Origin of the sequence: Treponema denticola, assembly GCF_024181605.1 — a bacterium.
Lineage (GTDB): Bacteria > Spirochaetota > Spirochaetia > Treponematales > Treponemataceae > Treponema_B > Treponema_B denticola_B.
Map to the genome: position 1 here is coordinate 1,759,378 of NZ_CP054477.1, position 13,334 is coordinate 1,772,711.

16 protein-coding genes are annotated in these 13,334 nt (G+C 36.6%); 7 read left to right on the forward strand and 9 right to left on the reverse strand.

The annotated features are described in order from the left end of the window. Positions 1–18 precede the first annotated feature (18 nt). A complete protein-coding gene (locus E4N80_RS08175) occupies positions 19–948 on the forward strand; it encodes an ABC transporter substrate-binding protein (protein WP_253698753.1) in 930 nt (309 codons plus the stop codon). 17 nt (positions 949–965) lie between these two features. Next, on the forward strand, positions 966–1,949 hold the full coding sequence (locus E4N80_RS08180; protein ID WP_253698755.1) for a FecCD family ABC transporter permease: 984 nt from the start codon (positions 966–968) through the stop codon (positions 1,947–1,949). A gap of 55 nt (positions 1,950–2,004) precedes the next feature. On the opposite strand, the gene E4N80_RS08185 is transcribed toward E4N80_RS08180, so the two are convergent. Genes E4N80_RS08185 through E4N80_RS08225 form a run of 9 tightly spaced genes read right to left on the reverse strand, consistent with a single transcriptional unit; the run spans position 2,005 to position 9,723 of the window. Then, positions 2,005–3,012, reverse strand: a complete 1,008-nt coding sequence (locus E4N80_RS08185) for a uroporphyrinogen decarboxylase family protein (RefSeq protein ID WP_253698756.1) — start codon at positions 3,010–3,012, stop codon at positions 2,005–2,007. Then, positions 3,009–3,647: a dihydroxyacetone kinase subunit L gene (locus E4N80_RS08190; RefSeq protein ID WP_253698758.1), complete on the reverse strand. Its 639-nt coding sequence runs from the start codon at positions 3,645–3,647 to the stop codon at positions 3,009–3,011. Before E4N80_RS08190 ends, E4N80_RS08185 begins: the two co-directional genes overlap by 4 nt. 9 nt (positions 3,648–3,656) lie before the next feature. Next, positions 3,657–4,664 carry a dihydroxyacetone kinase subunit DhaK gene (locus E4N80_RS08195; protein WP_253698760.1) on the reverse strand — a complete coding sequence of 336 codons (1,008 nt, stop codon included), beginning with the start codon at positions 4,662–4,664 and terminating at the stop codon, positions 3,657–3,659. A gap of 9 nt (positions 4,665–4,673) precedes the next feature. Continuing rightward, on the reverse strand, positions 4,674–5,831 hold the full coding sequence (locus E4N80_RS08200; RefSeq protein WP_253681578.1) for an ABC transporter substrate-binding protein: 1,158 nt from the start codon (positions 5,829–5,831) through the stop codon (positions 4,674–4,676). Continuing rightward, positions 5,828–6,337 (reverse strand): L-2-amino-thiazoline-4-carboxylic acid hydrolase, encoded by a 510-nt coding sequence (locus E4N80_RS08205; RefSeq protein WP_253698761.1) that lies wholly within the window; start codon positions 6,335–6,337, stop codon positions 5,828–5,830. The genes E4N80_RS08200 and E4N80_RS08205 overlap by 4 nt, the downstream gene beginning before the upstream one ends. After that, entirely contained in the window at positions 6,337–7,044 is a 708-nt protein-coding gene (locus tag E4N80_RS08210; RefSeq protein WP_253681576.1) for an ABC transporter ATP-binding protein, read from the reverse strand. Before E4N80_RS08210 ends, E4N80_RS08205 begins: the two co-directional genes overlap by 1 nt. Further along, positions 7,044–7,814 (reverse strand): ABC transporter ATP-binding protein, encoded by a 771-nt coding sequence (locus E4N80_RS08215; protein ID WP_253698762.1) that lies wholly within the window; start codon positions 7,812–7,814, stop codon positions 7,044–7,046. The genes E4N80_RS08210 and E4N80_RS08215 overlap by 1 nt, the downstream gene beginning before the upstream one ends. After that, positions 7,795–8,814 carry a branched-chain amino acid ABC transporter permease gene (locus E4N80_RS08220; RefSeq protein WP_253698763.1) on the reverse strand — a complete coding sequence of 340 codons (1,020 nt, stop codon included), beginning with the start codon at positions 8,812–8,814 and terminating at the stop codon, positions 7,795–7,797. The genes E4N80_RS08215 and E4N80_RS08220 overlap by 20 nt, the downstream gene beginning before the upstream one ends. A gap of 9 nt (positions 8,815–8,823) precedes the next feature. Continuing rightward, the gene (locus E4N80_RS08225) at positions 8,824–9,723 is read right to left on the reverse strand and encodes a branched-chain amino acid ABC transporter permease (RefSeq protein WP_253698765.1); all 900 of its coding nucleotides are present in this window, start codon (positions 9,721–9,723) and stop codon (positions 8,824–8,826) included. Positions 9,724–9,987: 264 nt separating this feature from the next. On the opposite strand from E4N80_RS08225, the gene E4N80_RS08230 reads away from it, so the two are divergent. The 5 genes from E4N80_RS08230 (at position 9,988) to E4N80_RS08250 (ending at position 13,321) form a co-directional block, all read left to right on the forward strand. Further along, positions 9,988–10,632 (forward strand): GntR family transcriptional regulator, encoded by a 645-nt coding sequence (locus E4N80_RS08230; RefSeq protein ID WP_253698766.1) that lies wholly within the window; start codon positions 9,988–9,990, stop codon positions 10,630–10,632. A 4-nt stretch (positions 10,633–10,636) separates the two neighbouring features. Further along, positions 10,637–11,098, forward strand: a complete 462-nt coding sequence (locus tag E4N80_RS08235; RefSeq protein ID WP_253698767.1) for a YbaK/EbsC family protein — start codon at positions 10,637–10,639, stop codon at positions 11,096–11,098. 101 nt (positions 11,099–11,199) lie between these two features. Continuing rightward, positions 11,200–12,297, forward strand: coding sequence for a TlpA disulfide reductase family protein (locus tag E4N80_RS08240; protein WP_253698769.1), 1,098 nt, complete (start codon positions 11,200–11,202; stop codon positions 12,295–12,297). Continuing rightward, positions 12,298–12,435 carry a CD1871A family CXXC motif-containing protein gene (locus E4N80_RS08245; protein WP_253698771.1) on the forward strand — a complete coding sequence of 46 codons (138 nt, stop codon included), beginning with the start codon at positions 12,298–12,300 and terminating at the stop codon, positions 12,433–12,435. It abuts the gene before it with no gap. Beyond that, entirely contained in the window at positions 12,428–13,321 is an 894-nt protein-coding gene (locus E4N80_RS08250; RefSeq protein ID WP_253698773.1) for a 4Fe-4S binding protein, read from the forward strand. The genes E4N80_RS08245 and E4N80_RS08250 overlap by 8 nt, the downstream gene beginning before the upstream one ends. Positions 13,322–13,334 lie beyond the last annotated feature (13 nt).

Here is a 13,334-nt window from a genome sequence, read left to right on the forward strand (position 1 = left end):
TAACAAGAATATTCTGCTATGAAAACAAATAAACTTCTTATATACTTCGTATTAGTTGTTTCCTTAACTTTATTCGCCGCAAGCTGTTCAAAAATTAATGATTTTTTTAAACAAGATAAAAAAGACTTGCCTGACCGCACAACACCAGAGGCAGGGCCTCGCGTTATTGCAGGAACCATGTCCATAGTCGAAATCTTAGATGACCTCGGCTATAAAAATGTTTCAGGCGTGCCTTCAAGCCGTCACGCTATGCCTGAGCTTTATGCAAAGACCGAAAAAATAGGAATGCCCATGCAGCCGGATATCGAAACTGTAAAACGGCTGAATGCGGATATCTATTTGGCTTCTTTAGGTTCAAAACCTACATTGGATAAGATATTCCAAAACCAAAACATAAAAACGGAATATGTCGATTTAAATTCCTATGAGGCATGTTTAAATACTATCAGATATCTGGGAGAAATGACTTCAAAACAAAAGGAGGCGGAACATGTCATTCAAACCATTGAAGCTAAAACCCTTGAAGTACGCCGCGCCATTTACGGCAAAAAAAGCCCCAAGGTCTTGATGCTTTTAGGTTCTCCAAAAAAATTGATGATGGGAACAAAAAACTGTTACACAGGAAGCTTGATGGAAGTTTTAAAAATTCACAATATCGCAAACGATATAGGAAACTTCGACAAATCATACGTTCCCATAAATATAGAAGAAATCGTAAAACATCAGCCCGATGTCATCATACGCCTTACCCACACAAATTCCGAAGACACTGCCGAGAGCCTCAGGGCCGAGTTCGCAAAGAATGAAATTTGGCAGAAGGTAAAGGCCGTAAAAGAAGATAAAATCTACGACCTTGACAGTAATTTATACACTGTTTCACGGAATATTAAAATAATGCAGGCCGTCGAGAATTTAAAAGAAATAATCTACGGAGAAACCGAAGACTAAATTCTAAAGGGTAAAAAATGCCGGATAAACGCCGAAGAAAAATGCTCATCTTTCTCTTTATTTCTTGTATTCTTCTAGCCTTATCCGTTTTGGCTGCAATCTATTTCGGAAGCACAAGGATTCCCATCAGTGAGATTATAAAAATTATATTATACCGTGAGAATTCAGATTTTTCCATAATTATTTGGGACATAAGAATTCCCAGAATTATTTTAGCCCTCATGGTCGGAGCAAACCTTGCCGCTTCAGGAGCCCTTCTCCAAGCGGTTGTTCAAAATCCCTTGGCAGAACCAGGAATAATAGGCATTTCGAGCGGAGCAAAGCTGGGACTCTTACTGGCCCTCTTGATTTTTCCGCAATTTGTTACGGCAGCCCCCTTATTCGCATTTATAGGAGCTATGGGGGCGGCAGTCTTGGTTTACCTTTTGGCTTGGAAGGGTGGAGTAAAAACCGTCCGCCTTATTTTGGCAGGTGTTGCAGTAAACGCTTTTTTTGCAGGCGTAAGCTATCTTATCACAATCTTAAACAACGACAAGATTCAAAACATCATGCTTTGGCTAAGCGGAAACCTTTCGGGACGCAGCATGTACGATGTTAAGCTTATCTTGCCCTACTCCCTCATAGGCCTTGCAGCCGCCCTTGCTGCCATACGTCCGAGCAATCTCCTTTTATTCGGAGACGAAAAGGCCGGCAGTTTAGGCTTAAACATTACAAGGAGCCGAATTCTAATTTCGCTCACGGCCTCCTTTTTAGCGGCTATTTCCACCTCCCTCGTCGGAGTCATAAGTTTTGTAGGCCTTGTAATTCCCCACATCGTAAGACTTATTACCGGTCCCAACTATAAATATCTTTTACCCCTTTCGATATTAAACGGAGGGATATTTTTACTGATAGCCGACACCTTTGCACGCACAATAGCAGCCCCCATAGAATTACCCGTCGGTACCCTGATGGCCCTGGTCGGCGGCCCTTTTTTCGTTTACCTTTTAAGGAGGAAGTAAAAAGAGAACAGCGGGCAGCAATACCACTCGCTGTTCAATTAAAATAGGAGGAGGTTTATTTACTATACTTTTCAGCATAGTTCCTTACTTGTTCAAGTCTTTTATATCCGATCTCAGGAGCAATTGTACAATCTGCACCTATAATAACACCCGTAGTTCCCGCTTCTTTTATCAAACTATCAACATAATTTTCAATCTCAATATCGGTACCTACATCGATAAGAGTTCCCCTATTATTATCAAACCCGCCAAGGACACAAGCATTGCCGAAGAATTTTTTTCCTTCTGCTAAAGAAACTTTTTCAGTATTTACAGCCCAGTTATATACCTTAGCTTTATAATCTTTATAAAAGGATAAATCATTAGTATAATCGGCATACCCGCAGATATGAAGAATATTATTGTCCCAAAGAGAATTTATTTTATCAAGAACTTTTTTATCCGAAGGCAAAACATATTTTTGATGGAAATTTAAATCGGCATCTTGTGACTGAACACTTTGAACACTGTAATATATTCCGTCAAGTTTTGTTTTGTTTTTGAGTTTATCCGCAAGTACAAGCAAGTCATTAGCAATTTCTAAAGAAGCCTCCAACATAGCATTCGGGTCTTCAAAAAAAAGTTTAACAAACAAATCAGGCTGTTTTTTATAACACTCCGTATACAACCTTATATAGTTGAGCGGAGCAAAAATATTATAAAATGCAGCAACCTCTCCGTCAAAGTAATCTAAAATACTATTGACCATATCGATTTGCTTATCATACCATGGCGACGAATTTCCTATCGACCTTATTTTTTTAATATCGTCAATGTTATTAATGTCATTTTTCATAATTGACGGATGGCCGAAAAAACCGTCAGACATTATTTTTACCATATCAGGTTTTAAATCGCCATACATTTTTTTTGTGCCGTCAATCGTCGCTTGAATAATTCCGTCATCCAGTAAACCACGGAACTGTCTGTACTCATCGGCAAAATGCCACCAAAAACCTACAGGAACTCTTTGGATCTGCTTATTGCTAAAAGCATCCAAAACCAATTTTCTTTTTTCTCTCATTTTTTTCCTCCATATGTTGTAAAATTATTTAGTGCTTTGAATATCAAATATCCTGCATAGGAACCTCCATCAAGAACGCCGATACTTTTTTCTGCATAATAAGCGGCTCTGCCATGAACAGATTTCATGTTCCGTGTTGAATCAGAACCTTCTTTTGCAATTTTTTCAGACTCTTTTATCAATTCATTATCAGGAATTTTACCCAAATTTTCCCTAACGAATTTTTCAACAGGAATGAATGTATCGACAATGGTCTTTTCTCCGGGCTTTGCACCTCCCTTGTTCATAATCTCTTCATTAAATTTTGAAAAGCCCAATGCAAGTTCTTCCCGAGTCAACTCTTGCTTTCCTTTAAAAGTTTTTCCCATAGCCATTAATCCGAATGATAATATGGTACCTAAACTTGAAGGAGCTTTTTCATTAAAAGCCATTGCAGCTTTGAGAAGACCAAGACCGATGTCTTTTCCACTGTCATCTTTAAATGCATTAACGGCAGCATTGAATCCGGTACTCATAGAAATACCTAAATCGCCGTCCCCGTTTTGTTGGTCAAGCTCAACAAGATAATCTTTTTCGTCTTCCATAGTCTTTGCTATTTCAATTAATACATCTAAAATTATATCCTTCGTAATCATACCGTCATCCTATTTTTTATTTGCATTTGTATAGAAGGGCGTATTTGCATCATGGAGAAGCAAGGTTTTTAATTCATCATCCAATTTCATAATTGTGATAGAAAGCCCTGCCATCTCCATTGATGTTGCGAATTCCCCTACATGAGGGCTTATTACTTTTACACCCAGACCATTTAAAATATTGAATAGATCCCGATAGATAATAAATAACTCTTCCAGAGGAGTGGCGCCAAGACCGTTAATCATTACGGCAACTTCATCGTTTTTCGAAAAAGAAATTTCGGTTGCGATTTTATCAAAAATCATTTTTGCAACCTCGGCTGAAGTTTTCAGTTTTGAAACCTCTATACCTACCTCTCCGTGAATACCCATTCCTATTTCCATTTCATCATCCTTGATTGAAAAAGTCGGTTTGCCGACTTCAGGAACTATACATGGCGATAAAGCTATACCCATCGTGCGTATGTTATCAAGAGCCTTTTCCGTAACAGAAACAAGTTTTTCAAGATCATAACCTCTTTGAGCTGCAGCCCCTGCAACTTTGTAAGCAAAAACCATTCCTGCTACTCCTCGCCGCTTATCCTTCGCCTCAATCGGTGATGAAGCAATATCATCCATCACTCTTATTTCTTTGACCTGTATACCGTCCATTTCAGCCATCGACATTGCCATTTCAAAATTGAGTTTATCTCCTCCGTAATTTCCATACAGACATAATACCCCCTTTCCGAAATTACAGGCTTTAATCATCTCATACATTTTATTGGCAGATGGAGAAGCAAAAACATTACCTACAGCACATCCGTCAAGCATTCCATCACCTACATAACCGAGAAAAACAGGCAGATGACCGCTGCCGCCGGCAGTAACAATACCGACCTTATTGTCTTTTTTTGTTTTATTAAGAATAACCCGCTTATCCCCATTTAACGACATTATTTTATCTGGATAGGCGTATAAAATTCCTTCTACCATTTCATCTACAAAGTTTTCAGGTTTATTTAATATTTTTTTCATAAGAGCTCCTTAATCATCGATCCTAGTAAATTTACCGTTTTTAATAAACATAGGAACAAGAGATCTTACAGCGTCGCCTAATTCATTCATGTTATAAGGTCCGGATAAGGCATTATATCCCTTCATATTAGCTAAAGTTTCTCTTACAACAACAGGGTCGTCACTGCCGGCCATATCTACTGCTGTTGCTAGCTGCTTAACGACATCATAAGTTTGCATTACAAAAGCATCTCCCTGTTTTCCTGTTCTCTTTGTATACTCTCCAATTACACGGATAAATTCAGGCGTATTTATATCGGGAGAATATGCATTCATTATAAAAGCTCCTTCAACTATATCTCCGGCTAAGTCTATCAATTCTTGTTTTAGTGTAGAACTTGAAAGAATCATTTGAACATTAAAGTCCAAATTTTTTGCCTGTCTTACTATATTTGCAGAATCTTGATAATAGGCAACCGGAAAGAAAGCTTCAGGGTTTGTTGTTTTTGCTTTAGATATCATCGGAGTAAAATCTGATGTCTGGTTCGGTATATAAGTTTGAAGATCGGTTATTTTTCCGCCAAGCTTTACAAATTGGTTGGTGAATATTTTTGCAATATTATTTCCCCAGTCGTCATTTACATTAAGAATAGCTACAGTTTTAATTCCAAGTTTTGTGTAAACATAGTCAGCATACTGCTTGGTTTCAATTTCTTGCGTAGGAGTATTTCTAAACATAAATTTACCCAATGATGAAAAATCCGCATGTGATGAAGTGGGTGAATAATTGATAATTTTTGCTTTCTCGTATATGGGAGCGGCAGCCATTGAAGGTGTAGAACCAAAACCTCCTACTACAGCAAGATATTTTTTTTCTGCAACAATCTTATTTGCAATATTAACCGCTTCTTTTGCATCATTTTTATCATCATAAAAATCTACAATGATTTTTCTTCCGCCGAGCACACCATTTCCCACATCATTGATATCCTTTAAAGCAAGCTCTACAGCAATCTTTTCAGTATCACCGTATTGCTTTGCATCTCCGGTCAAAGGACCGTACCAAGCAAAATAGATAGGCTTATTTGCCTTGTCTTCAGTTGCTTTTGCTTCATCCTTTCCTGTACAAGAATTTAATATCAATATAACACTTAATAAACTTAAAATATAGATCCTTATTTTTTTCATTTTTCCGTCTCCTTTATTTTTTCAAATAATAATTCACATACACAGTGACCTTGTGCTATTGTTTTTCCTAGTGTAAATCTCAAATTAGGAAAACAATCTCCTATAGCCTTGTCACCTTCCATTGTTATGTCGCATAACTCAGAAAGTTCATCATCACAGTAACCTTGTTTTGTCCATTCTTCAACATAAGGACAATAGTGAAAATGAATCAAGAACATATCTTCGGTTTTTTTTACGACTTCCATTTCATAAATATCAAAGTGAGGCTGTGAGGCAAACGCTTCAAGAAATTCATCAATACTAAAATCTTTTTTTAAAGACTTTTTCATATTTGCTGCAATGTCTTGCCCGTACTTATAGATTGCATCTCTTGCAAATTGTTTATCAAGCCCGCGTTCAGCTGCACACTTTATCATATTACTGATAGTAGCAGCGCGTCTCTGACATATATTACGTTGTCCATCCAAAGCTGGACTGCTTTTTTGCTTTACATTTGTTATGACCACTATATGCCTCCTAAATATAATTTATGCACTTCTTCGTTGTTTAATAATTCTTCACTCTTACCCTCCAATCTTATTTTTCCAGTTTCAAGTACATAGCCCCTATCGGAAATCGACAAAGCCATTTTTGCATTTTGCTCAACTAATAAAACCGTAATCCCTTCATCTCGAATTTTCCTAATCAGTTTAAATATTTCTTTAACTATTATAGGAGCAAGTCCCAATGAAGGTTCATCAAGAATCAATATCTTAGGCGATGCCATCAAAGCTCTCCCAATTGCAAGCATTTGCTGTTCACCCCCGGACAAAGTTCCGCCAGACTGCCAACTGCGTTCCTTTAAAATAGGAAACAATTCAAAAACATTGTTTTTCCCTTGTTCTAATTCAGCCCTAGTTCTAAAGTAACCTCCTAACTCAAGATTTTCTATTACCGACATTCTAGGAAATATTTGTCTCCCCTCTGGTGACAAAGAAATTCCTTTCTTTACAAGTTCATAAGACTCTAATTTTGTAACATCCTCACCATTGAATAAAACCGTACCGGATGCCGGTTTTATCAACCCTGCTAAACTGTTTAAAGTTGTACTTTTACCGGCCCCATTTGAGCCTATGATAGTTACAATTTCACCTTGATTAATATTAAAATTAATTCCACGGATTGCCTTTATTTCTCCGTAACTGACATGTAAATCTTTAACTTCTAAAAGCACTAAACATCCTCCTCTCCAAGGTATGCATTAATAACGGCTTTATCCTTAACTATTTCTTCAGGAGAATCTTCCGCTATTTTTAGTCCATGGTTTATAACATAAACACTGTCACTGAGGCTCATAACTAATTTCATATCATGTTCAATCAGCATTATAGCCATATCTTTTGATTTTAAACTTTGTATAAATTCAGTCAGCTCTATTGTTTCTTGTTCATTCATACCTGCTGCAGGTTCATCAAGCATAAGTAGTTTAGGATTTGATGCCAGAGCTCGCGCAATCTCTAATTTACGCCGTAGACCATAGGGCAAAGAATCAGGCATTTCATACCTAAGATGAATCAAGCCTACTCTATCTAAAAGACTCAAAGCTTTATTTTTATTCTTTTGTTCTTCAACTTTATGTCTTTTAGTTTTAAATAAAGCATCTAATATATTTTCATTTTCTTCGTTATGACAACCTACCATTACATTATCCAATATTGTCATATTCTTAAATAAGCGTATATTTTGGAATGTACGCACAATCCCTTTTTCGTTTATTCTATGAGGTTTCAAATTCGTTATATCTTCACCGCAAAAATGAATAGACCCCAATGTAGGTTTATATATACCTGATATTAAATTGAAAAGAGTGGTTTTTCCGGCTCCATTAGGACCTATAATTCCTTGAATCTTTCCAAGATATACAGACATGTTTATATTATCAACAGCCGTAATACCGCCAAAACGCTTGGTTACATCCGTTATTTTAAGAATTGGATTCGACATTTAAGTCCTCCTTTTCCATATTTGCTATAGATCGTATCCGTTCAAAATTTATCTTCCCCATAACACCTGAGGGTTTAAATATAACTATCAAAACCAATATAAGACCATATATAATTTGCCGATAATCGGATAAAAATCTGAGGGCCTCAGGTAAAATCGTCAATGCCAAGGCTCCTAAAATACTTCCGGGCAAACTTCCCAATCCTCCAAATATGGCCATCGATAAAATTAAAATTGATTGTTCAAAATTAAAAGCATTAGGATCAATAAAACTCATATAATGAGCGTAATAGGCTCCAGCCATTCCTGCAATACCCGCCGAAATAGAAAAAATAACAACGGTATATTTATAAACATTTACTCCAATGGCTCCGGCAGCTAAATCGTCATCTTTTATTGCGCGTACGGCACGCCCATGTTTTGAATTTAAAATTGAATTAATTATATATAAGGCAAATATTAAAAGAACCAGCCCAACATAGTATTTAAATCTGTATGAGTCAAACTCTTTCCCAAAAATTACTATACCCGGTATCCTTGAAATTCCCTGAGGGCCTCGCGTCATCTCCATCCAGTTAAGCTCTATCATTCGCATGATTTCAGAAAAACCTAGAGTTACAATTGCAAAATATCGACCGCGTATGCGCAAAGTCGGGAGAGCCAGCATTGCTCCAAAAATAGCAGCAAATAAAGAAGCAGCTATACATCCGATAATAAAATCAACTTGAAAACGCGTTCCAAGTATTGCAGCAACATAAGCCCCCAAACCGAAGAAAGCCGCTTGTCCCAAAAGTGTAAATCCAACATAACCCGTAACTAAATTAAGAGATAAGGTCAATATTGAATATATAAAGAACATTATTGCTATGCCAAGATAGTAATTATTGTCAACAAAAATCGGGAAAGATATTGCCAGAACAGCAAGTATAATTAAAACAAATATCTGATTTTTAGCGATTTTTTTAATAATTTTATCTAAGATAATCGACTTTTTTCTCATACAGGCCTCCTATACCTTATCTACGCTTTTTTTACCCATTAAGCCTGAGGGCCGAATAAGAAGAACCAATATCAATATCACAAAGGCAACAATATCCCTATATCCTGAACTTATATAAGCGGCAAAAAGAGTTTCAAGTAAGCCTATCAATAATCCTCCTATAGCCGCTCCGGGGAGAGAGCCCATTCCGCCAAGAACTGCTGCAGCAAATGACTTTAATCCTACAGATGCCCCCATTAAGGTGTCTACTCTCTGATAATACATTGCAACCATCAAACCTGAAATACCGGCAACTGTAGTTCCTATAAAGAATGTAATGGTTATAACTCTATTTATATTTATTCCCATAAGTCTTGCAGCAATTTGATTTTGAGAAATTGCCCGCATTGACTTTCCTAAGCGTGTACGCGTAACAATAAAAGTTAATACAAGCATTATAATTAAAGTCATAATCAATATGAGAATCTGAATCCATTGAACCACAGTTCCGCCATAAATAGTAAATTTACCAAGCTTTAATAAATCAGGAAAGTATAAAGGAACTGTGCCGAAAATTAGAAGAACGGAGTTATTGATTATAGTCTGAACACCGACAGTACTTATTAAAGATGAAATAGGAGCACCTTTTTTTATTCTTATAGGCTCCAAAGCAATTTTATCCATAAGAGCACCTAAAGAGGCTGTTATAATTATGGAGGTTAAAAATGTTATAATTAGAGCAATAGGAACCGATATATTCATAAAAAATTTTAACAAAATGAATTGACCTATATATGCGGCTAACATATAAAAAGAGCTATGAGCGAAATTAGTCAACTCCAACACACCGTACACCATATTAAAGCCTATTGTAACCAGTGCGTAAGTGCTTCCTATAACCAAACCATTAATTAGTTGCTGCAATAACATCAGTACCTCCATTCAAATCATTTTTAATTACTGATATATCACTGATATATTTATATTGTAAATCAGAATTTTCCGGTTGTCAACAAAAAATACAAAAAAAATGTTTTTATTTATTTTTTTTGTTTATACCTCTTACAATTTATAAGCTAAAATAATATAATGAAAAATAATTGTTCTAATACCCTAAATTATGTTATACTGTAGTATACATATTTTAAATTTATAAAACTTTAAGGAAAAAAAACTTGTATAATAAAATTTACTATGACAACCGATAAATTGACAACGAAAAAAAAATCCTTAAAGCAGGATGCTTATATAAAGATATACGACCTCGTAACTGACAATACAATCAAACCCGGAGATATAATAAACCTCTCGGATCTGGAAAAATATTTAAAAATAAGCAGAGCTCCAATAAGAGATGCTTTAATAGAACTTTGCAATGAAAACGTTTTTAAGAGTATCCCCCGCTATGGATATGAACTAATAACGCTCAGACAAGAAGATTTGACAGAAATGCTGAATTACCGATTAGTACTGGAATGCGGTTTTTTGGAGAAAAACTGGAAAGAAGTCGCTAATAGCGATCACGCCATACTAAATGACCTACTGGAGCATACAAGGGAATTTAGCAATACTAATGCGGTAAGTGAATGGCAAAACAATTCCGTATTTCATATAGGCTTATTCAAATTGCATAATAATTCTCATGCTTTACTCAGTTTGGAGCATACAATGAAAAAAATGACCCGTTTTTTTATCCAGAATTATTGGGAAAAATGGGAAGAAATTACAAAAAAAACTTTCAGCTCAGACCATGAAAACATAATTTATGCCATAAAAGAGAATGATAAAGTAAGAGCCTTAAAACACTTGAGTTCCGATATAGGGGGATTTAAAAGGTAAACTTATGGGATTAAAAGAAGCTCGCGACCATTTAAGCTTTTTTTCACTGGAAGACAGGATTATAGAATTCGATACCTCAAGCGCAACCGTAGATCTTGCGGCAGAGGCGGTAGGCTGTAGGCCCGAATTCATCGTAAAAACCCTAGCTTTTATGGTAAAAGAAGAACCTATACTAATCCTTCTTGCAGGCTCGGCCCGCATAGACAATGCAAAATTCAGAAAGACCTTTCACTGCAAAACAAAGATGATGAATGAAGAACAGCTTTTCAATTTTATCGGCCATCCTGCAGGCGGGGTCTGTCCTTTCGGCCTAAAAACTCAAGTTCCTGTTTATATAGACGAATCCATAAGGTCATTGGATTGGGTCTATCCTGCAGCTGGAACCGAAAACACGGCTGTCCGCATGAATGTTCAAGAACTTGAAAAAGCCTCACAAGCCGTAACATGGGTAAGCGTGAGCAAATAAGTTTTTTGCTTGCAAAAACAAAACAAAAAAACATTTCACTTGACGAATTATAACTAAACCTATATACTTAAAAGAGCATTTCAATTATTAGGAGGATTTGCATGAAGAAATTTTACAAAATCTTTATAGCAGCCGTTGTATTTTTGCTTGTTACATCGGCAGCTTTCGCAGGCGGTTCCAAAGAGGCCGGAATTAAGGAACTGACAAAGAAAGAAAAAGAAGCCGGATGGCGTTACTTTAAAGCCATCGGATTTAAGCTGCACCGTCCCGCATTCTTTGATACCTACAAGGACAATGTCAATGCAGACAGCAGTGTCGGGGAAGAAGACAAGAAAACCGATGAGGTCGTATACAAAGTTTATTTGTATGAATTTTCTTCCGATGAATTAAATGAAAAATATGATGCAATTGTAAGCAACAAGCAGTTAAGCAGAGACCAAAAAATTGAAAAGATACGCAAAGAAGTGGATCCCTATCTTAAACCGATTTATAAACTCGTTGTTTTACGTACACCCCTGATAGGTACAAAAACACTTGCCGAACTTACAGGCCTTCCAAATAATGAAGTCATCAGAACGACAAAAGAGTTCACACAAGTTTTAGCTATCGCCGATTTTAATGCCGAAGGCCTAAGTGAAAAGGCTGCTGAAATTTATAAAGATATGATTTCGCAAGTCAAGCCCATCATCCCGACAATTCAGTGTACCGATCCTATTTCTGCTGAAGCTGCAATGATGAAAAACGTAAAAGGCCTAACCTTTGACACTATTGACCTTGAAGGCAACAAAATAACAAGTGATATCCTCGCAAAATACGATGTTACGATGATAAATATCTGGGCAACATGGTGTCCCCCATGCAGAGCCGAATTACCTGAAATTGGCAAACTCTATGAAGCCTTTAAGGACAAGGGTTGTAACATAATAGGTATTACCGGTGATGTAAGCCCTGATGCACAAGATGCCCTTCCCACAGCCAAAGAATTAATTTCCAAAGCCGGCTGTAAGTACACTGTAGTTCAATACAATGACACATTAAAGCCTATATTGGATAATCTTGCGGCTTGGCCTACAACTATATTTGTAGACAAAAAAGGAAATATTATAGCATCTTCCGTTAATGATATCATCATTGGAAGCCGCGATCTTGCAGAATTTACCGAAGCTATGGAAAAAGCTTTAAAAGCTGTAGGAAAATAAATGAAAAAGAAAATAGCGGCAATACTTGTTATTATTTTAGCATTAAGCTTTACCCTTATAGGAATATACCGCGGGGAAACCGCTGTAGTCCTCAAAAAAGCTGTAAATATATGTATGGAGTGTATAGGAATTGGCTAAACAAAATAAACAAAAAACACTGAATAAAAAACGCCATGCAATTCAAGCATTAGGAATGTTGGCAGTAAACGGAAATCTTATAGGCTTTTTAAAGGGGCAAATTTATAAGGGCCCTATGAAAAAAGTCTGTATGCCCGTTTTAAACTGTTATTCATGCCCGGGTGCTTTGTTCGGATGCCCTATCGGTTCAATACAGGCAACCATTGGAAGCAGAAAATTTGACTTTGCTTTTTATGTGGTAGGCCTATTGTCGCTATTTGCAATAGCCGCAGGAAGACTTTTTTGCGGCTATATTTGCCCTTTCGGATTTTTCCAAGACCTATTGGATAAGATTCCCTTAAAAAAAATTAAGGTTCCGCAAAAAGTAAACAAAGTTTTAAAGTATCTAAAATACTTTATCCTTGTCTTTTTTGTCTTTGTTCTTCCCTTTGCCTTGCAGGATAAATACGGACTGAGCGATCCTTATTTTTGTAAATATATTTGCCCGTCAGGCATCCTATTCGGAGCAATTCCGCTTATCTCGATGAATCAAGCTCTCACCAACTCTTTAGGAGCCTTATTCGGCCTAAAATTTACGGTTTTAGCAATCATTTCAATGCTTTCAATGATTTTTTACAGACCCTTTTGCCGCTATTTATGCCCCCTCGGAGCATTTTTAGGAATGTTCAACCCTATAAGTCTATACCGCTTAAAAATAAACGGCAAGTGCATAAAATGCCGAAAATGCGAAAGAACCTGTAAGCTGGATATTCCGACATATAAGACCCCCAACAGCCCTGAATGTATAAGATGCGGAGAATGTATCAAGGCCTGTCCCGTAAAAGCTATTGAGCACAGCTTTCTTTTTACGGAAAACAATCAAACCCAAGCTAAAGCCGAAAAATAATAATAAATTTTCT